Origin of the sequence: Caballeronia pedi (assembly GCF_001544915.2) — a bacterium.
In the GTDB taxonomy this organism is placed as follows: domain Bacteria; phylum Pseudomonadota; class Gammaproteobacteria; order Burkholderiales; family Burkholderiaceae; genus Caballeronia; species Caballeronia pedi.
On the sequence record NZ_FCOE02000002.1, the window covers coordinates 57760 to 76786 of the forward strand.

A 19027-nucleotide genomic window follows, 5' to 3' on the forward strand; every position below is an offset into this window, starting at 1 on the left:
CGTGACACTCGCCGATACCCTCATTCCCCTTTTCGCGCAGGTGCGCGCGTTCGCGGCATCGCCGATGGGCGACGCGGCGAGCCTGACCGCGCAACTCGACGGCGCGATCGCGACCGCGCGGATGCGCGCGCACGACGCGGGCTTTTCGCAGACCGACATCGACGAGGCGCTGTTCGCCTTCAACGCGTGGGCCGATGAACTGCTGCTCACCACGCGCTGGGACGGCGCGGGGCAATGGCAGCGTCATCTGCTGCAGCGCCGCTACTCGAATGTGAGCAATGCGGGCGTCGTGTTCTACGAGCGCCTCGCGCAGCTCACGCCCGCGCAACTGGCGGTGCGCGAAGTGTTCTATCTGTGTCTCGCGCTCGGCTTCGGCGGGCGCTATGCGTACGACCGCAACCAGAAGACGCTCACCGACATCCGCCGCACCAATCTCGCGATGCTGCTGCCCGACGCCGACCAGCTCGGCGCGTCGGCGCGCGCGTTCCTGTTTCCGGACGGCTATCACGTCGCGGGCGATGCAGCCGCGGCGCGCGGCCCGGGCGTGCGCGCGCGTTTCGCCACGCGGCTCACGCGCGGCAAGCTCACGGCCATCCTGTTACCGCTGTTCCTGCTGGCGGCGCTGTACGGCGTGTATCACACCGTCGTCGCGCAGTCCGTCGATACGCTTCTCACGCAGATACATCCATGAAAACGCTGGGCATTGCATTGCTGTGGCTGTTGACGCTGATCGTCGTCGCGCTGGTCAGCTGGGGCATCGTCCTCTATTTCGGCTGGCCGCTGTGGGTCGCGCTGGCGATCTTCGTCGGCGTGTTCGCGGCGTACTTCTTCGTGACGTTCGCGCGCCGCATGATCGTGATGATGCGCTCGCGCAGCCGCCTCGCGGCGCAGAGCGCAGCCATTCACGTCGAAGCGCCGGCGGCGTCGCCGGAAACGCTCCTGCGGCGCAAGTGGAAAGCCGCCGTCGCGACGCTGCGCCAGTCGAATCTGCGCAGTCAGGGCGATCCGCTCTACGCGCTGCCGTGGTTCATGGTCGTGGGGCAATCGGGCACCGGCAAGACCACGGCGCTCACGCGCGCGCGGCTTTCGTCGCCGATCCAGAAGATCAGTCAGCAGGCGAACATCGGGCAGACCGCCAACTGCGACTGGTGGTATTTCGACCGCGCCGTGGTGATCGATTGCGCGGGCCGCTACGTACAGGCGGAGGACGTCGAACAGGATCGTCGCGAATGGGAGCTCGGACTCGATCTGCTCGGCCGTTATCGTCCGCGCGAGGGCCTCGACGGGCTCGTGCTCGCGGTCAGCGCGGACCGGCTCATGCATCCCGACGCCGATACCTTCGCCGATGAAGGGCGCATCGTGCGGGCGCGCATCGAGCAGTTGATCCGCATGTTCGGCAAGCGCTTTCCGGTGTATGTGCTGGTCACCAAGTGCGACCGTCTGTACGGCTTCGAGGAGTGGGCGAAGACGCTGCCCGCCGACGCGCTCAGTCAGGCGATGGGCTATCTCGCCGACGAGAGCGAAGCGGATGTTTCGGGCGAAACCGCGTTCGTCGCGCGCGCGTTCGATTCGATCGGCGCGCGCTTGCAGGCGCTGCGTCTCGCGATCGTCTCGCGCGAGGCGCAGCCCTCGCCTGCATTGCTGATGTTCCCGAACGAGCTGGAGCAGTTGCGCGCCGGCCTCGGGATGTTCCTCGGCACCTGCCTCGCCGACAGCCCGTATCTCGAACGGCCGCTGTTGCGCGGCATCTTCTTCAGCAGCGGCCAGCAGGAAGGCGGCGCGATGTCCGCGCTGATGGGTTCGGTGCTGCCCGCTTCGCCGCCGCATGCGAGCGACACGGCGGGCGTGTTCCTGCACGACTTCTTCGGCCGTATCCTGCCGCAGGACCGCAACGCCGCGAAGCCGGCCATGCTCGTGCATCACTGGAAGCGCGTCACGCAGAGCGTTGGCGTCATCGCGTGGGTGCTGCTCGTCGCGATGTTCGGCATTCTGCTGTCGGTGTCCTTCGCCGGCAACAAACAGACGCTCGCGCTGGTGCAGAGCGCGCGGCCGGACAAGGTCGCGCTGAACGGCAACCTGTTCCACGACGCCGCCGCGCTCACGTATTCCAACGACGTGCTGACGCAGGTCGCGCAGAACGACCGGCGCTGGATGTCGGGGCTGCTCGGCAACGGCGCGGGGCTCGCGTCGCTCGAAGAGCGTCTGCATGACGTATTCGTGCAGCAATACCGGCAGGCGATCCAGCCCGCCGCGGACCAGAGCCAGCAGACGGCGCTCGCGGCGTCGGTGGGGCAGGCGGGGGCGCCGGTCGAGCAGGCGGGACAATTGCTGAATCTCGCGCGCTCGATTGCGTTGTTGCGGGCGCGCATCGGCGGCGCGGACCGCGCGACGCTCGAAGCGATGCCGCAGCCGGTCGCGACCTCGCTCTATCCGGCGCAGCTCAACGCGCAAATGAATCCGCTCACGGTTTCGTATCTCGTCTGGTCGCCGAAAGACGCCGGTTATCTGCAGGAACGCCTGAAGAACCAGCGCACGCTGCTCGATCAGGCCGTCGCCGCCGATCCGCAGTTGACCTGGCTCGTCGGCCTCGTGCCGGACGGCGGCGAACTGGCGCCGGTGCGCGCGTCCGACTTCTGGGGCGGCAACGCGCAACCCGCGAACGCAATGGCCGATGCCGGCATGCGTTCGGCCAAAGGCAGCGTGATCGGGGCGAGCGTCGCCAGCACGCCCGATGCGACGGTTCCGGCGGTCTATACCGTCGCGGGCCGGCAGGCGCTCGACGCACTCGCGAAGCAGATTCGCGCGGCCGTCAGCAACCCTGAGCAATTCGACCGGCAGCGTGCGTCCTTCGAGGACTGGTATCGCACCCGGCGCGTGCTGGCATGGCAAAACTTCGTCGAGGCTTTCACGAACGGCGCCGCGCCGTACTCCGGCGAAGCAGGCTGGCGTTCCGCGCTCGGCATCGTCAGCGGGCCGGCGAGTCCGTATTTCCGCCTGATCGCGCGGATCAACGAAGAGTTCGACGGTGAACGCGCCGATGCGCCGCTGCCCGGCTGGATCGTCCTCGCGCGGCAGTTTCAGCAGGTGCGCGAACAGGCGACGCGCGTCGGCGCGGCGAATCAGGCCGTCAAGGTGGCGGGCGCGATCAACGCGGTGGGCGCGACGGCGCTCAAGGACGTGCTCTCCGGCGCGCCGCAACGCGGCGGCCAGGCGGTGACCAACAATCTAGGCGCGGTCGATGCGCTGACGCTCTATCTCGCCGGATTGAACAAGCTCGCCATCGACAGCGGCGCGGGCAGCGGCAAGAACTATCAGCTTGCCGCGGACTTCGCGCAGTTCGCGACGAGCGCGCAGCCGCAGCCTTCGGAGATGATGAGCGCGCTGCAGCCGCTCACGCAGTTGCGCACGCTGATCGGCACCGGCGACGGCTCGGACATGCTGACATGGCGTCTGATTCGCGGCCCGTTCGATTTCCTCGCGGCGTATATCGAGCAGCAGGCTTCGTGCGAATTGCAGCGCGGCTGGGAATCGGGTGTGGTGTATCCGTTGCAGGGCGCGACCGACAAGAGCGCCGCGATCGATCAGCTGTTCGGCGCGAAGGGCGCGGTCTGGGCCTTCGCCGATGGCGCGGCCAAGCCGTTCCTCACGCGCAATGCGAGCCGCTATGAGATCGTCGAGACGCAGGGTTTCAGCGTGCCGTTCACGTCGACGTTCGTGCCCACGCTCAACGGCGCGTTCGGGCGCCAGCTCGCGCAGCAGCAATCGGCTGCGCGCAGCGCGGCGGACAAGCAGGCGCAGCAGCTTCAGGCGCAGAAGGCGCAACTGGACGCGCAGCAGGCGCTCGATCAGCTCGACCGCACGCTCGCGACGGCCAAGCAGCAGGCCGATGCGGCCCGCGCGCTGACGGTGCCGCTCACGCTCACCGCGCAGCCGACCAATGTCAATGCCGACGCGCAGGCGAAACCCTACGCGACGATTCTCACCGTACAGTGCGCGGCGGGCATGCAGACGCTGAACAACTACAACTTCCCGGTCAGCACGAGCTTTGCGTGGACGGCGGGACAGTGCGGCGATACGCGCTTGCAGATCAAGATCGGCAATCTGACCTTGAACCGCAATTACGCGGGGCCGTTGGGCGTCGCCGCGTTCCTGAAGGATTTCGCGGATGGCCAGCGCCAGTTCACGCCTGCCGATTTCCCGGCGAGCGAGAGCGCGCTGAAGGCGCTCAACGTGCAGACGCTGACGGTGAGTTTCGCGGTGACGGGCGGCGATCAGGTGACCGACGCCGCGCATCGGATCGAGGTCTACGAGACGCTGCAGAAGACCACCGCGCAACAGAAGCAGCAGATTCAGGATGCGCAGGCGCAGCGCCAGCAGATGAATATCGTCGATCAGCTCGCGGTGATGAGTCCCGGCATGCCGCCGCTGCCGGCCATCGTGCCGACGGTGGCGGGCAATCCGGTCACGCTGGCGGAGCTTGGTTTGCCGGCGACGATCGGCGCGTGCTGGCGCGGTCAGACGCCGGCGATGATGATGACGGGGCTTTGAGGGCGGCGCGCCCTCGGCCCCATCACGTAATCAATCGCACCGCGATCCCCACGTCCAGCGGCGCGATGCGCGCGAGCAGCGCCGCCGTCTCCGCTTCGTTCTGGTCGTTGCGGCTCAAAATCGCGTAGGCGGCGCGCAGCGCGTCGGCGGTGAGTGCCGGGTCCCACGACGCCACGCCGTAGCGGTCGACTTCCTCCACCAGCGCGCGCGCGAAGGCATCGAGCCGCGCGCCCGGTCGATGCTCCAGCAACAAATCGCACAGCGCAGTGCGCAGCCGCAGGCGCGCGCCGACGGCGGCGGTCTTGTCGATCGCGTCCTGCAGCCATTGCGCGGCGGCGCGCAGATCGTTGTCCGCGGCAAGCGCCCGCGCCCGCGAGAGCACCGCGACGAGCGGGTCCGGCGCGGCCGCCGCGCCCGCATCGCCGCCCGAAGACGCGAGCGAGCCCAGCCATTGCACCGTATCGGCGTTCGCGAACGGCACGCCATTGGCGAATTTGAGACGCTCGATGCCTTCCATCCGCGCAACGAACGTCGCGGTCTCGCCGCAGACTTCGCGACGCGCGGCGCCCCACGTATCGCCGAGCTGGGCGAGCGCGGTCGCGGCGGCGTAGTTCAGATCGAGCCAGAACGGATACGTCAGCACCTGCGTTTCCGCAAAGCCGACGATATCCCCATGCGCCGCGCGCGATTGCAGATTGCGCAACGCATCCTGCAACGGCGCAATCGGGCCGGGCAGTTGCGTGTCCGAGCCTTGCGCGTTCGGCGCGCGCTCGATGCCGGCCCATACGCCGATGCGCCGCAGCCGGAAGCCGAGCGCGCTCGATGGTTCGTTCTGCGCGTACCAGGTGCCGATGGCGGCGAGCCGGTCGAGCGCTTCGTCGGTGGCGTGGCTGGCGCCGTCGGATGAATCGACGGCGAGGGGGGCGAGCGGGTCGGCTTGTATCGCGGGCGCTGCAATGGGCGCTGCGACGGGCGCGGGCCGGGGCGCTGGAGCCGGAGCCGCGGCGGGCGCAGCGACAGGCTCGTTTTCCACGACAGCTTCGGCCACAGCGACAGGCTCAGGCTCCGGTTCGGCAACCTGCACCGTGCCGAGCAGCGCGCGCAACGGCTGCATCGACGGCGCTTCGTCGTCCTTTTCCGCGAGCACGCGATCGATCCCGGCCAGCGACGCGCGCAGGCCCTCGACGAGCGCCGCATCCTGCGGCGGCCAGCTCGACCAGTCGTGCTCGTCGCCGTGCGCGCGAACGCGATCGATCAGCCATTGAATCGCGTTGCGCCGCGCCCGCAGCCGCGCGACCGGCGGATAAAGCCCTTCCCAGTGCGTCGCGAGCAGCCCTTCGAGCGCCTGCGCGCCGTCGCTCAGACCGGCGAGTCCGCGCGTGATCAAGAGCGCGCCCGTCAAATAGCTCGCGACGAGAATGTCCTTGCCCTTGCCGGCGAGCAGCGCCGACGACAGCTTCACCACCTGTTCCCAGTCCGGCGAACCGCTCGCGGCCGGATTGGTCAGCTTCGCGATTTCGTTTTGCAGCAGCTCGAAGTCGGGATCGTCGCGCACGTCGACGCCGCAAGGCTGCGCCTCGCTGATGGGTTGCGTACCAAGGCTCTTGAAATCGGTCACGGGGTTCTTTGCTTGCTGTGAGAGGAAAGGGACCCGCTCAGGTCCACAGATGTTCGATGTCGGTGTCGAAGATATAGCCCGCGCCGCGCTCGGTGCGCAGCAGCGCCGGCTTTTTCGGGTCGATCTCGATCTTGCGCCGCAGCCGCAGGATCTGCACGTCGATGGCGCGATCGTAGATATCGTCGAAGGCGCGCGTGCTTTCGAGCAGCTTTTCGCGCGTGATGATACGCCCCGGCGCGCTCAGGAACGTGACGAGCAGATTGAATTCCGAATTGGTGAGCGGCACCGCGGACTGATCGGCGGAACTCAGGCGGCGCGTGTTCAGGTTCAGCGTCCAGCCCGCAAAGCGATACGCGTTCGGCAGCTTGCCGCGCGTAAGCGGCGCGGCCGACGCCGCACCCGTGCGACGCATCACCGCGCGCATGCGCGCCAGCACTTCCCGCAGCGAAAACGGCTTGACGATGTAGTCGTCCGCGCCGAGTTCGAGTCCCATCACGAGATCGGCTTCGTCGTTGCGGCCCGTGATGTACATGATCGGCACCTGCGCCTGTTCGCGCCAGCGGCGCGCGAGGTCGCTGCCGTCGCCGTCGGGCAGGCCGAGATCGAGCAGCACGAGGTCGTAGCGTTTCGCCGCGAACACGCTGAGCGCCTCCTGTGCGCTCGCCGCGCCGTCGGCCTTGTAGCCGTGGCCGGAGAGATATTCGATCAGCAGGATGCGCATCGAATGATCGTCGTCGACGACGAGGATGCTGTGTTGCGGCTGCAAGCTCATGGCAGGTCCTTCAAGGCGGTTGCGGCGGCGCGTGCGAGGGCCTCGCGCTCGATGGGTCGGTTCAGGACGACGACGCGCGCGGCGAATGCGATGTCGTTCGCCGGCAGGCTGTCGGCGGCGAGCACGAGCGCGGGTTCGTCGTCAGTGTGTGCGGCTTCGTCGAGCGCTTCGTCGGCGTCGGCGTAACCGAGCGGCTCGAAGCCCATCTCGGCGAGCCAGTCCTCGCAGCGTTCCCGCGATTCGGGATCGGCGTCGATCAGCATCACGCGTTCGCCGTGGCCGATGGGTTCGGCCGGCTCGAAACTCTGTTCTGACGCTGCCGGCGCCTTCGTCAGCAACGGCAGCACGAGACGAAAGCGTGTGCCGCCCGGCCCGGTCGCGATCGCGACGCCGCCCTGATGCTCGCAGGCCACGCCCGCGACAATTGCGAGACCGAGGCCCGAGCCGCCGCCTTTCGCCCGCACGGAGAAGAACGGCTCGAACAGATGTTGCAGATGCTCGGCGGGAATGCCGGGGCCGTCGTCTTCGACATCCACCCACGCGATGGCGCCGGGCGGTACGTCGCCGACGGCGAGCGCTTCGGTCATCGACGGCGCGCTGCCGGCGCGCAGCACCACGCGCGAGCGCGCCGCGAGGCTGGCGTTGCTCGCGAGGTTCAGCACGGCCCGCACGAGCTGGTTGCCGTGCGCGGCGACGAACAGGCGGCCATCCGCGGGCTCGAACTCGATGACGACGCCGTTGCGGCACAGCGGCCGCGCGAGCGCGATGCTCTCGCGCACGATCGACATCAGGTCGAGCGATTCGCGCACGCGGTCGCCGCGCCGCGCCGCCAGCAGGATTTCCTCGGTAAGCTCGTAGCCGCGCGCGGATGCGGCCTGCACTTCGCGAAGCGGTTTGCGCGCGGCGGAATCGGCCGCGAGCCGGTCGCGGGCGATTTCCGCGTAGCCATCGACGGCGGCGAGGATGTTCTTGAAGTCGTGCGCGACGCCGCCCGCGAGCAGCCCGAGCGACTCCATCCGGCGCGCCCGTTCCAGGCGAAGCGCGAGTTGCCTGCGCTCGCGCACGGCCACGGCGACGAAGAACGTGAGGATCGCGAGCCCGGCCATGTCGATCTGCAGATGCCACGCGCTTTCGGCGTTCTCGTAGCGATACGGCCCGAGCCGCATCAGCGTCAGGCCGACGCCGAACACCGCGGCGGTGGCGACGGTCGTCGCGGCGGCGGCCAGCCCGCCGTAAATGGCGATGCCCGCCAGCAACAGCGAGACGACAGCGCGTTGCACCTGTTCCGACACCTGCAGCGCGGCTGCGGCGACCAGCAACGCGACGACCGCCAGACTGCACGCAAGGGCGATGAGCGGTTCGGCGTTACGTGCGTTGTTCGCGTTGTTCGCGGCCGTGGCGAGACGCGCGCGCCAGGCGAGCACCGCCGGCACCAGCACCAGCACCGCGACGCCGTTGCCGACGAACAGCGTGCGCCATTCGCGCCACCAGCCGTCGTGGCCCAGATCGCTCGCGAGCGTCGCGCCGAGCATCGAGGTCGCGCCGATGGCCGCGAGCGGGAGCAGCAGCAGGAAGCGCATCAGGCTGGCGGTGGTGACGATCGCGCCGTCCGCGTCGACGTAACGCCGGCCGAGCCACGCGCACAGCGCCACTTCGAGCACGTTCAGGACGCAGAAGCCCAGGTCGCTGCGCCATGACGTGCTACTGAAATCGCCGGTCGCGGCAATCGCGATGAACATCGCGAGGAGATGGATCGGCCAGCGTCGCGGCGGCATCGGCCAGAGAATCGCGATGACGACCGCGGGCGCGGGCCACGCGATCGCGGCGAGCGTGCCGGCGCTGTCGAGATGCGCGACCGGCCGCGCGAGCAGATAGCACAGGATGCCGAGCGCGAGCGCTTCGGCGAGCGTGCGCGTGCGGTTCGTCACGGTCACGTTCGAATCGGGCGCGGCGCTTGTGCGAAAGAAGCTCGCCAGAAAATGCTGACGGGATGAAAGTGACATGGCGTGGCCAGGAAGCTGTTCGACAGCGTTGGATGCGTCATCGAATGACGCGCCTTCCGTGCTTATTTCGGCAGAACGCGGGAGAACTTGAATGCGGGACCGCGCGCGATGTTTGCGGGGGACAGAACCAGAGATGGGAGCAGCGCAGATATCTGGGCGCGGCTGTGCGGTAGCGCACATTCACGCGCAAAAAATGCCGCTTTTGGGAGTGAACGGTCGCGTAACCTCAAGATCGAAAAAAATTCGCCGGCTGCATCGGACACGCAATGCGGCCCTTTGAACCGATGACGCAATCTCGAACGAGATCCATTCGGAGGCAAGGATGCAAGACTTTACGCGCGACTTGATCAAGCACACCGTCAAGGACATGGTGCCCCCGGTGCTCTTGCGATGGCTGCGCCCCGGCAATGCGTCGACCGACGCCTGGGGGCCCGTCAAATACGGTCCGCATGGCTTGCGCCTTCCCGGCGGCAAGCTCTTTACCTATCGTCCCGCGATGGCCGACCGGCGCGTGTGCTGGGATATCTTCTTTCAACGCTGCTACGCGTCGGATCATCTCAGCCGCGCGCAGGATATCGCGGACTTCTACGAGTCGAATCCCGATCCGATCATCGTCGACGCCGGGGCCAATATCGGTGCGGCGTCGGTGTGGTTCGCGCTGACCTATCCAAGGGCGAAGATCCTGGCTGTCGAGCCGGACATATCGAACTACGAACTACTGAACCGCAACGCGGCGTCGTTTCCGTCGATCGTGCCGGTCAACGCGGCGATCGCGGCGCACAGCGGAAAGCTGTTTCTGACCGATCCGGGAGAGGGCGCGTGGGGTTATCGCACGGCGGAGCAACCGAGCGAGCGCTCCTACGAGGTCGATGCGCTGACGCTGGAGGAAGTGATCGCGAAAACCAGCGGCACGCCGTTCATCCTGAAGATCGACATCGAAGGCGCGGAATCCGATCTCTTTTCGCGCTACTCCGAGCAGTTGAACAGCTTTCCGCTGGTGATCATCGAGCTGCATGACTGGCTGCTGCCGGGAAAATCGAACAGCCGCAACTTCCTGAAGTGGCATATCGACATGGAACGCGACTTCGTCTACTACGGCGAAAACGTATTCTCGATTTCCAATTCGATCCTGCCACGCAAGCAAGACGAGGCGCGTTAGCGCCTCGCGGAGCTTAGTGCTTGTCGGTCGCGCGCGCGGCGCCGATGCCCGTCATCGACCGGATGAACTGGCCGACATAGCGTTCCTGTTCGCGCTTTCCCTGCGCCGACGAATCGAGCACGGAGAACAGCCACGCGCTTGCGAAGGCCAGCGTCATCGAGAAGAGGGCGGGATTGGCGTACGGGAAGATCGCGTGCGGGTGCTTGAGGATCTGCACCCAGACGGCGGGGCCGAGCACGAGCAGCGCGATCGCCGAAATCAGCCCGGTGAGCATGCCCGTCACCGCGCCGCGCGTCGTGAGGCCCTTCCAGAACATCGAAAGGAACAGCACCGGAAAGTTGGCCGACGCGGCGATCGCCAGCACGAGGCCCGACAGGAACGCGATGTTCTGATGCTCGAAGATGATGCCGAGCAGAATCGCCAGCACGCCGATGACGAGCGTGGCGATCTTCGACACGCGAATCTCCTGCGCTTCCGTGACCGCGCCCTTGCGCAGCGCGTTCGCGTACAGATCGTGGGAGACGGCGGACGCACCCGAAAGCGCGAGACCGGACACGACCGCGAGGACGGTTGCGAACGCCACGGCGGAGATGAAGCCGAGGAACAGATTGCCGCCCACCGCGCCCGCCAGATGCACGGCCACCATGTTGCTGCCGCCGATGATCTTGCCGGCCGCATCGTGGAAATCGCCGTTCGTGCCGACGATCACGATCGCGCCGAATCCGAGCAACAAGATCAGCAGATAGAAGTAGCCGATGAAGCCCGTCGCGTAGAGCACCGACTTGCGGGCCTCTTTCGCATCGGCGACGGTGAAGAAGCGCATCAGGATGTGCGGCAGGCCAGCCGTGCCGAACATCATGCCGACGGCGAGCGACACCGCGTCGACCGGATCGGAGACGAGCCCGCCCGGCGCCATGATCGACTCGCCTTTCGCGTGCGCCTTGACCGCGCCGGAAAAGAGCGCTTCGATATCGAAGCCGAACCACGCGAGCACCATGAACGCCATGAAGGTCGCGCCGCCGAGCAGCAGCGCGGCCTTGATGATCTGCACCCAGGTCGTCGCCAGCATGCCGCCGAACATCACGTAGAGCACCATCAGACAGCCCACCAGCATGACCGCCGACAGATAGCTCGTGCCGAACAGCAACTGGATCAGCTTGCCCGCGCCCACCATCTGCGCGACCAGATACAGGATCGCCACGGTCAGCGTGCCGCACGCGGCGGCGATCCGCACCGGGCGCTGCGCGAGCCGGTATGAAACGACATCGGCGAAGGTGTATTTGCCGAGATTGCGCAGCCGTTCCGCGATCAGAAAGAGGATGATCGGCCAGCCCGCCACGACGCCGAGCGCGTAGATCATGCCGTCGTAGCCCTTGTCGAAGATCATCGCGGAGATGCCGAGAAAGGACGCCGCCGAGACCATGTCGCCCGCGATCGCAAGGCCGTTCTGGAAGCCCGTCAGGCCGCCGCCCGCCGCGTAGAAATCGGAGGCCGAGCGCGTGCGCTTCGCGGCCCAGCGCGTGATGCCGAGCGTGAAGAGCACGAAGACGAAGAACATCGAGATCGCGCTCCAGTTGAGCGGACGCGCGCTCACCGGCCCCGTCACGGCATCGGCCGCCATCGCGGACTGCGAAGCAAGCGCGAGCGTCGCGAGCGCGAATGGAATCGTCGGGAGAAGCTTCTTCATGCGTGATGCTCCTTCAGGGTTTCGTTGAGCGCGTCGATCGAACCGTTCGCCTTGATGACGTAGACGGCAGTCAGCGTGAAGGCGAGCAGGATGAACGCGATCGCCACTGGAATGCCGAGCGTCACGGTGCCCGCGCCGATGCGCAGGCCGAGCGTCGACGGAGAAAACGCGAGGAGCAGCACGAAGCTGAAATAGGCCGTCAGCATGACGGCGGTGAGGGTCCAGGTGAGTCGCGTCTTGGTCGCGACCAGGCGTCTGAAGTCGGGGTGGTGGCGAAGCGTCTCCAACTGCTGCTCGTCCATGCATGTGTCTCCGGAAAGGATGTCTTTTCGCCAGCGCTCGGGGTCGCCGGTCTTGTAACGAGCAGCCATTCTATTAATAAACCGACCGGGCGGTATGTTTATTTTAAGATGACTCTGAGCGGATTTCGTTAGCGAATCGCATGGTTTCGAGCGTTATATTTTTAAGCGAACGCCAAACAAGGCGCTTTCGACGCGCGCCGTCGGTTCACGCAGCGGCTACTGAGTATCGCCGTGACGATATGACTGACATGCGCCCGCGTGCCTTGATCGCATTTGCGCTCCGCCCTACGCTCGACGAGAGCCGCCTTTCCATTCATATCGGAGGAGACATGCGCGACAACCTGATTCCCGTCATCGTGGGCCGGAGATGGCAAATTGCAGAGGGGTACCAAGCGATCGAAATCCGCACGCGGTCCAGATCGTCGCTGCCGCCGTTCGACGATGGCGCGTGCGTCACGCTCGCGCTCGACAGCGCGGGCGAAAAGAGCAGGACGTATCCGCTGATCTCCGCTTCACCCTATGCCGATGGATACGTGGTCGGCGCGAGACAGGACACGTGGCCAGCCGGATTTCCGCTGAACGAACGGGATGAAGTCTTCGCCGGCAGCCCGAAAAACGCGCCGACGATTCTCGACGATCGCGTGCGATCCATTCTCTTCGCCGGCGGGATAGGCGCTGCGTCGATCGTCGGCATCGCGAAGCGGCTGGCGTCGGCGGGGCAGAGGTTCGAGTTGCACAACTTCGCGCGATCGGCCGATCGCGCCGTGCTCCGCGATGAAATCGACGCGCTGCGCGATCACGGCAAGGTGCATCACTATTTCGACCTGTCGCACGATCTGTTCGCGCAAGCGAGCGCGGACGCGCTGAGTCCGAGTCACGCAAGCACGCAGATCTATTGCAGCGGTCCGCCCGCCTTCATGAATCAGATCGAGCGCCAGGCACGTGAATGGGTCTATGCGGCCAACATTCACAAGATCGTGCTCGGCGAACAGAACGCCTAGTCAGTCGCTGTCGCTCGCGAGATGCAGGCACATGAGGACATCATCGTCGCGTGTGCCGTCGGAGAAGATCGAATCGGGCTCGCATGCGAGCGTGTCGAAGCCGAGCGAGCGGTAGAGCTGAATCGCGACGGCGTTGTCCGCCGCAACCGTCAGATGCACTTGCGTCACGCCCGGTATTTCGCGTGCGAATTGAATCGCTTCGGCCAGCAGTTTCCTGCTCACGCCCGCGCCCCGGCAGCCCGGCGTGACATACACGCCCCAGAGATGCGCCTGATGCCCGTGCGCCCGAAATGCGTTGCGGCGCACGCCCGTGAGGCCGACCAGCCGTTCTTCGTCGAATGCGCCGAAGACGGCCTGTTCCTCCGTGTGGATCAGGCGTGCGGCGACGTCATCGAGGGAACGGTTCTTTTCGTCGTCGTAAGTCGAGGCGAACGACGACGGCGACAGCTTCAGCGCGGAAAGCCGGAGCGATTGAAAGGACGCGGCGTCGGCGGGAGTCAATGCACGCACGAACATGAGAATGCGGACGTTGCGAAAATCGATGTAGAGCGGCCTTCCATTATATGAGCGCGCGCCGCGTGCTCAGTGCGCGGCGATGAAGGCGGTGACATCGGCGAGAACGGGTGACGGCGTGCCCTGCGTCGCCGCAAGCGATTTGACGATCGTATCGTGCCCGAAGCCCGCATAGCGCTTCAACTCCACGACATCGTGATGCGCGCGCAAGGCTGCGGCGAAGCGGTCGCTGTTGCGCGGATCGACATCGGTATCGGCGGTGCCGGCGGCGAGCAGCATCGGCGGTTCGTTACCCGAAAGGAACTGGATCGGCAGCGCCTGTTGACGCAATGCCGCCGGAAAGATCTCGTCCATGTGAGGATCGCTCGTCGGGATCGCGGCATACGGTCCGGCCAGTCCGATCATGCCCGCGAGCGAGGTCTTCGCCATGCCCTGCGCGGCCAGATAACGCGGATCGGTCGCGAGCATCGCGGCGATGTGCGCGCCCGATGAATGCCCCATCACGAAGATGCGTTTGGGATCGCCGCCGAATTCGCGCGCGTGATCGCGTGTCCAGCGCACGGCGGCGGCGGCGTCGTCGAGAAAGCCGGGAAACACCGCCTCCGGATAGATGCGGTAATCCGGCGTGATGGTCAGGATGCCGCGGGCGGCCAGCGCCTGCGCGACGCCACGCGCGTCCGAGCGATGACCGCTTTGCCAGCCCCCGCCATAAAAGTACACGACGACAGGCCGATCCGCGCCGCTGCGCGACGCGGGCGCGTAGACATCGAGCCGCTCGCGGCGCGCCTCGCCATAAACGATTCCGTCTGCCCGTTCTTCATCGTTCTCGCGCGCGCGAGATGCGAACACGCCAGCCACGCACGCCGCCAGTGTCAGGGAAATGAAACCTCGTCTTGCGAGTGCGCGCATAAGTTATCGGGAATAGCGCACCGTTGCGCGCGAGGAAATGGCGACCACGGCTGGCCGTCGGCCGGCTCTTTCGCAGCACTATCATTAGACGATGCCGCGAAGCGCGCGTCCGTGCGGAAGCCATCGTTTCGCGCAGTTCGATCGTGCGGTAATTTCGTTCTCGTGCGAAGCTTTGCGCGAGAACATGCGCTTCAGGTCAGGCAAGCACTGTTTCGCTTTGAAACAGTATTCTTGAAACATTCATTCGCTGGACTCCATTCGGCGCGGCAAAAGGCGATACGCTGATTTTCAACGCGTCGTATCAAGTATGACGAATACACTTTCCGACCCGCTTCCCAAGGGATTTGTCGCGCTCTAGACTGATGAGCCATCCATGCATCGTGTGCTCTGACGCCTTGGTCGCGCCGCTCTGGAGGCAATACCAGGGGCACTGCATCGCACGGGGATTTCGTGAAAATACTCATAGCCAACACACTTTACTTTCCCGATGAGCCGGGAGGAGCCGAGGTTTCGACGCGACTGCTCGCGGAAGGTCTGGTCAAGGCAGGCGTGGAAGTCTGCGTGGTCTGCGCGACCGGGACCGGTGTCGACCACGTGGACCACGTGAACGGCGTGAAGGTGTATCGGCTGCGTTCGATGAATCTCTACTGGCCGCACCAGCGGGAGAAGCACGGGCGGGTCGCCAAGCTCATCTGGCATGCCATCGACGTGCATAACGTGATGATGTCGCGCAAGCTGTCGAGCATCATCGCGCGCGAAAAGCCGGACGTGATCAGCACCAGCAATTTGTCGTGTTTGTCCATCGATATCTGGCGACTCGCGAAGAACGCTGGCGTGCCGATTGTGCATACCGCGCGCGATTACTATCTGATGTGTCCGACCGCCATCATGTACTCGCGTGGCAAGCCGTGCATGCGCCAGTGCGGCGTCTGCTCGCTCTATGCGGAACCGAAGCGGGCGGCGTCATCACGGGTTGCGGTGGCCGTGGGTGTAAGCCGCTTCGTGCTGCAGAAGCATCTCGAAAGCGGCTATTTTTCGCGCGCTGCGCGCACGACGGTCATCCACAATTGCGTCGAGCCGTTCGACGGCCCGGCTCCGCCGCCGCGCACCCGGCGCTATGCGGGCGGGCCGGTGCGACTTGGCGTGCTCGGGCGCGTGTCGCCGGAGAAAGGGCTCGAAGTGCTGCTCGAACAATTGCGCGCGGACGATACGCTGCAGTGGACCCTCGCTGTCGGCGGCGCGGGGGATGCGGATTACCTGCGTTCGCTCAAGGCGAAGTACGACGATCCGCGCATCGAGTATCTCGGGCACGTCAAGTCGGGCGAATTCTTCGGGACCATCGATATTCTCGTGGTGCCGTCGATATGGAATGAACCGTTCGGGCGCGTGACCATGGAAGCGTATTCGCACGGCTTGCCGGTCGTGGCTGCGGACACGGGGGGCATTCCTGAAGTCGTCGAGCCGCGCACCAATCTCGTGTTCCAGATGGCGCGGCCCGCGACGATCATCGCGAAGCTGCGCGAGGCGGTGGCGCTGCTCGAAGATCCGGGCGTGCATGAACGTCTGCGCGAGTATGCAGGGCGTTTCGATCGCGATGCGATGGTTGCGGCTTATCTCGAGTTGTATGAGAGTGTGTTGGGGGATCATGCGGTGGAGCGGGCGGTGTGTTAGAACGTGCGCTATAAACCCGCCCCCGTTCACCCAGCCGGAGCCCCTCACACATGACAAGAACCAACGAATACCATCAACCCATCGGCGAGCCGGTGACCGACTGGACCCCGCGCGCACGCCCCGCGCGCATCACCATCGAGGGTAAGCACTGCCGCATCGAGCCGCTCGACGTAACCCGCCACGCGGCCGATCTCTTCGACGCCTACAGCCACGCGCCCGATGGCAGCGACTGGACCTACCTCTTCGTCGGCCCATTCACGGAATTCGACGCCTTCCGCGACTATCTGACGAAAGCCGCGGCATCCACCGACCCACTCCACTACACCGTCGTCGATTCCGCGAACGGCAAGGCAGTCGGCACGCTCGCGCTGATGCGCATCGAGCCTGTGCATGGCGTCATCGAAATGGGCAGCGTCACGTTCTCGCCGCTGCTCAAACAGACCCGCGTATCCACGGAAGCGCAATATCTCTTGATGCGCCATGTCTTCGACGACCTCGGCTATCGGCGCTATGAATGGAAATGCGACAGCCTGAACGCGCCGTCGCGCAAGACCGCGCTGCGGCTCGGCTTCGAGTTCGAAGGCATTTTCCGGCAGGCGATCGTCTACAAGGGCCGCAATCGCGATACGGCCTGGTACGCGATCATCGATGGCGACTGGCCGCGCATCCGGCGCGCCTTCGAACGCTGGCTCGCCGACGATAACTTCGACGCGAACGGCACCCAGCGCGCGTCGCTCGCGCAGTTACGCGACGCGGACCGCGACTGAATCGAACGCGGTTTCAGTGAAATGCTTTGCAGATTTCACTACGTCAGCTAATCAGATTTGCTTCGTTTGATCGTCTCACGGCTCGCGTGAGAATAAGAGAGCACGGCGCTGCCGGTCGCGCGGCGTCGCAACTTTTCCTCTCTTGCTCCTCACGATCCTATGAAGGCGTCTCTTTCGAAGTACCGGCTGCATGCCGTCTGCGCGGCCGCCACGCTCGTTCTTTTGGGCGGCTGCAAACCTCGGGACGAACAGGCGCAAGCATCCTCGGCCACGGTCACGCAGACGGCGCGTCAGGAAGTGACTTACTTCAAGTATCCCGACAACCCCTCCTTCGATCTCGTCTATCTCGCCGACAAGCTCGGCTATTTCGAAGGCACCAGTACGCGGCCGAAGTACGTCGGCAAGATCGCCGCGCCGCAGATCATTCCGCTCGTCGGCACCGGCGAGATCGATTTCGGCACGCGCATGGTGCCGCTCGTCATCTCCGCGATCGCGAGCGGCGCGGATATCAAGGTGGTCTCCGCGGGCGGCGAGACCCTGCCCGACGCGCCGCATATGAAGTACTTCACGCGCAAGGATTCGGGCATTCGCTCGCCGAAGGATTTCGAAGGCAAGACCGTGGCCTTCAATAGCTTCGGCGCGTGCGCGGAGTTCGTGACGAAGAAGTATCTGTCGCAGCACGGCGTGGACGTGTCGAAGGTCAACTGGCTCGTGGTGCCGGACAACCAGTCGCAGCAGGCGCTCGTCACGAAGAACGTCGATATTGCGATCATTCATCCGCCGTTCTCGGGCGCCGCCGAAGCCGATGCGCAACTGCACAAGCTCTGGAGCGACTGGGATGAAGATCACGGGCTCGGCGGCATGGCGCCCTACAGCGTGAACGGCGCGTTCGCGCGCGCCCATCCGCAGGCGGTGAAGGACTTCGTCACGGCCATCGCGCGCGCGGGCAACTGGGTCAACGCGCATCCCGACGAAGCGCGCCAGCTCACGGCGGAGCGGCTCGGCATCGACGTGAAGCTGGTCGAGCGCTACGCCTACGTGAAGGATCTCGTGGTGACGGAGCCGCCGATCCAGTACTACATCGATATCCTCGAACAGGCCGGCAAGATCCCGAAAGGCAAGGTGCAGGTCAAGGACGTCTACACCAACGAATTCAACCCGCTCGCGAAGCAGTCGCAGGCGAGCGCGACGCCGCGCGCGAACGGACAGCCCTCATGAGCGGCGCGTTCGCGGCACGCGACAAGATCGTCGCGCGGGATTTGTCGCTCACGTACGTCAACGAGGCCACGGATTCGAGTCAGACCGTGCTCGACCGTTTCGATCTGAGCGTGCGCGAGGGCGAATTTCTCGCGGTGCTCGGACCGAGCGGATGCGGCAAGTCGACCTTCCTCAACCTGCTCGCGGGCCTCACGCCGCCGACCTCCGGCTCGCTCACCGTGGACGGCGAATCGGTGAGCGCCGCGCGCCGCAAGCTCGGCTTCGTGTTTCAGGGCTACGCGCTGTTTCCGTGGCGCACGGTGCGCAGGAACGTCGAGACGGGGCTGGAGATTCGCGGCGTGAAACGCGCGCAACGACGCAGCGAGGCCGAGCGTTTTCTGCGCCTCGTCGGTCTGCTCGATTTCGCGGATCACTACCCGCATCAACTGTCGGGTGGCATGCGCCAGCGCGTGGCGATCGCGCGCGCGCTCGCCTACGGTCCCGAGATCCTGCTGATGGACGAACCCTTCGGCGCACTCGACGCCCAGACGCGCGAGTCGTTGCAGCAGGAATTGCTCGGCATCTGGGAACAGAGCGCGAAGACGGTCGTGTTCGTCACGCACAGTATCGACGAGGCGATCTATCTGGCCGATCGCGTCGCTGTCGTGGGGCGCAGGCCGGGGCGCGTGAAGGAGATCATCGATATCGATCTGCCGCGTCCGCGGCCCGCGTCGATACGTCATGACGCGGCGTTCGTCGCGTTGCGGCAGCGCGCGTGGGCGAGCCTCAGTTCGGAACTCGGCGGCGGACAGACCGCGCCGGGCGAGCGGATCGCCGAATCATTGACGGGAGCGTGAATGGCAGAGCAAGAGACCGTGCG

At 65.7% G+C, this 19027-nt stretch carries 14 protein-coding genes and 1 pseudogene; 8 read left to right on the forward strand and 7 right to left on the reverse strand.

Features of this window, described 5'->3' with window-relative positions:
* The first annotated feature begins 1 nt into the window (after position 1).
* Entirely contained in the window at positions 2 to 691 is a 690-nt protein-coding gene (locus AWB80_RS02935) for a DotU family type IV/VI secretion system protein (RefSeq protein WP_061173156.1), read from the forward strand.
* Positions 688 to 4548, forward strand: a complete 3861-nt coding sequence (locus AWB80_RS02940; protein ID WP_061173157.1) for a type VI secretion protein IcmF/TssM N-terminal domain-containing protein — start codon at positions 688 to 690, stop codon at positions 4546 to 4548. Before AWB80_RS02935 ends, AWB80_RS02940 begins: the two co-directional genes overlap by 4 nt.
* Positions 4549 to 4570: 22 nt before the next feature.
* On the opposite strand, the gene tssA is transcribed toward AWB80_RS02940, so the two are convergent.
* From tssA to AWB80_RS02955, 3 genes are read right to left on the reverse strand one after another with little or no spacing between them, the layout of a single operon-like run.
* Positions 4571 to 6166: a type VI secretion system protein TssA gene (gene tssA, locus AWB80_RS02945; protein WP_061173158.1), complete on the reverse strand. Its 1596-nt coding sequence runs from the start codon at positions 6164 to 6166 to the stop codon at positions 4571 to 4573.
* Between the two features lie 37 nt (positions 6167 to 6203).
* A complete protein-coding gene (locus AWB80_RS02950; RefSeq protein ID WP_061173159.1) occupies positions 6204 to 6938 on the reverse strand; it encodes a response regulator transcription factor in 735 nt (244 codons plus the stop codon).
* Positions 6935 to 8941, reverse strand: a complete 2007-nt coding sequence (locus tag AWB80_RS02955; RefSeq protein ID WP_087130932.1) for an ATP-binding protein — start codon at positions 8939 to 8941, stop codon at positions 6935 to 6937. The genes AWB80_RS02950 and AWB80_RS02955 overlap by 4 nt, the downstream gene beginning before the upstream one ends.
* A gap of 322 nt (positions 8942 to 9263) precedes the next feature.
* Between AWB80_RS02955 and AWB80_RS02960 the strand changes: the two genes are divergently transcribed.
* On the forward strand, positions 9264 to 10100 hold the full coding sequence (locus AWB80_RS02960) for an FkbM family methyltransferase (RefSeq protein WP_061173160.1): 837 nt from the start codon (positions 9264 to 9266) through the stop codon (positions 10098 to 10100).
* 13 nt (positions 10101 to 10113) lie between these two features.
* Here AWB80_RS02960 and AWB80_RS02965 read toward each other — a convergent pair whose 3' ends face one another.
* The gene (locus tag AWB80_RS02965; RefSeq protein WP_061173161.1) at positions 10114 to 11787 is read right to left on the reverse strand and encodes a cation acetate symporter; all 1674 of its coding nucleotides are present in this window, start codon (positions 11785 to 11787) and stop codon (positions 10114 to 10116) included.
* Entirely contained in the window at positions 11784 to 12089 is a 306-nt protein-coding gene (locus AWB80_RS02970; RefSeq protein ID WP_061173162.1) for a DUF485 domain-containing protein, read from the reverse strand. Before AWB80_RS02970 ends, AWB80_RS02965 begins: the two co-directional genes overlap by 4 nt.
* A gap of 329 nt (positions 12090 to 12418) precedes the next feature.
* On the opposite strand from AWB80_RS02970, the gene AWB80_RS02975 reads away from it, so the two are divergent.
* Positions 12419 to 13090 (forward strand): ferredoxin reductase domain-containing protein, encoded by a 672-nt coding sequence (locus tag AWB80_RS02975; protein WP_061173506.1) that lies wholly within the window; start codon positions 12419 to 12421, stop codon positions 13088 to 13090.
* Here AWB80_RS02975 and AWB80_RS02980 read toward each other — a convergent pair whose 3' ends face one another.
* Together AWB80_RS02980 and AWB80_RS02985 are read right to left on the reverse strand one after the other, a co-directional pair.
* Positions 13091 to 13606, reverse strand: coding sequence for a GNAT family N-acetyltransferase (locus AWB80_RS02980; RefSeq protein ID WP_061173163.1), 516 nt, complete (start codon positions 13604 to 13606; stop codon positions 13091 to 13093).
* Positions 13607 to 13672: 66 nt separating this feature from the next.
* The gene (locus AWB80_RS02985; RefSeq protein ID WP_244206368.1) at positions 13673 to 14452 is read right to left on the reverse strand and encodes an alpha/beta hydrolase; all 780 of its coding nucleotides are present in this window, start codon (positions 14450 to 14452) and stop codon (positions 13673 to 13675) included.
* A gap of 510 nt (positions 14453 to 14962) precedes the next feature.
* Between AWB80_RS02985 and AWB80_RS02990 the strand changes: the two genes are divergently transcribed.
* The 4 genes and pseudogenes from AWB80_RS02990 to AWB80_RS03005 all read left to right on the forward strand — a co-directional run bounded on the left by AWB80_RS02990 (position 14963) and on the right by AWB80_RS03005 (position 19004).
* Complete coding sequence (locus AWB80_RS02990) at positions 14963 to 16183, forward strand: glycosyltransferase family 4 protein (protein WP_061173165.1); 1221 nt, start codon at positions 14963 to 14965, stop codon at positions 16181 to 16183.
* 50 nt (positions 16184 to 16233) lie between these two features.
* Positions 16234 to 16938: pseudogene (locus AWB80_RS02995) on the forward strand (GNAT family N-acetyltransferase); the annotation flags it as partial.
* 171 nt (positions 16939 to 17109) lie between these two features.
* Positions 17110 to 18168 (forward strand): ABC transporter substrate-binding protein, encoded by a 1059-nt coding sequence (locus AWB80_RS03000; protein WP_061173167.1) that lies wholly within the window; start codon positions 17110 to 17112, stop codon positions 18166 to 18168.
* The gene (locus tag AWB80_RS03005) at positions 18165 to 19004 is read left to right on the forward strand and encodes an ABC transporter ATP-binding protein (RefSeq protein ID WP_061173168.1); all 840 of its coding nucleotides are present in this window, start codon (positions 18165 to 18167) and stop codon (positions 19002 to 19004) included. The genes AWB80_RS03000 and AWB80_RS03005 overlap by 4 nt, the downstream gene beginning before the upstream one ends.
* Positions 19005 to 19027 lie beyond the last annotated feature (23 nt).